Annotated in this window: 1 protein-coding gene; it reads right to left on the reverse strand. The window is 68.3% G+C overall.

The window, feature by feature from the left end; genetic code table 11:
- Nucleotides 1-97: 97 nt before the first annotated feature.
- Entirely contained in the window at nt 98-886 is a 789-nt protein-coding gene (gene ssuC / locus FV220_RS25085; RefSeq protein WP_018046040.1) for an aliphatic sulfonate ABC transporter permease SsuC, read from the reverse strand.
- Between the last annotated feature and the right edge of the window lie 125 nt (nt 887-1011).

A 1011-nucleotide genomic window follows, 5' to 3' on the forward strand; every position in this document is an offset into this window, starting at 1 on the left:
GCGCGAGGGCGGCGTCGGGCGCGCGCAGCAGGGTGGAGGCGGTCATGGACGTCGTCCGTGGGGTTGATCGAAGAACGGGGGCATGTCGCGATGCCCCTCAGATGTTCCGGTAGGCCGGGTTCCAGGCCAGGAACGAACGCTCCAGCAGCCGGGTCAGGGTGTCGGCGATCTTGCCGAGGAGGGCGTAGATGACGATGGCCAGCACCACCACGTCCACCAGCATGAACTCGCGCGCCTGCATCGCCATGTAGCCGAGGCCGGACGAGGCCGAGATCGTCTCGGCGACGATGAGCGTGAGCCACATAATGCCGAGCGCGTAGCGCAGGCCGACGAAGATCGATGGCAGCGCCCCGGGCAGCACCACCCGCAGGAACAGGGTGGTAGGCGACATGCCGTAGACCCGGCCCATCTCCACCAGTTGCGGATCCACCGAGCGGATGCCGTGCAGGGTATTGGCGTAGATCGGGAAGAACACGCCGATGGCCACGAGGAAGAGCTTGGCCTCCTCGTCGATGCCGAACCACAGGATCACCAGGGGGATCAGCGACAGGTGCGGGATGTTGCGCACCATCTGCAGGGTCGTGTCGGTGAGCTTCTCTGAAAGCTGCGACAGGCCGTTGGCGAGGCCGAGGGCGAAGCCGATGCTGCCGCCGATGAGGAAGCCGACGGCCGCGCGCAGGAAGCTGATCCAGAGGTTGGTCCAGAGTTCACCGGTCTTGCTCGCCTGCCAGCCCGCGGCGATCACGTCCGAGGGGGCGGGCATGAAACGGGTGGAGACGAGGCCGGTCGAGGCCGCGGCCTGCCAACCGGCGATGATCGCCACCGGCACGAGCCAGGGCGTCAGGCGGCCGAGGATGTCGGAACCGAGGGTTGTCTGCCGTGACATGTGTCCAGCCCTTGCTGACTGAGGCTCTGTAGGAGGCGCCGATCCCGGCGCCGTCGGGCGCATCGCCCGGCCGGCGCCCCGGTCGTCCGAGCGGGCTATCGGTTCGGAGCGGCGAAGGCGGCGGC

The organism is Methylobacterium sp. WL19 (genome assembly GCF_008040005.1).
In the GTDB taxonomy this organism is placed as follows: domain Bacteria; phylum Pseudomonadota; class Alphaproteobacteria; order Rhizobiales; family Beijerinckiaceae; genus Methylobacterium; species Methylobacterium bullatum.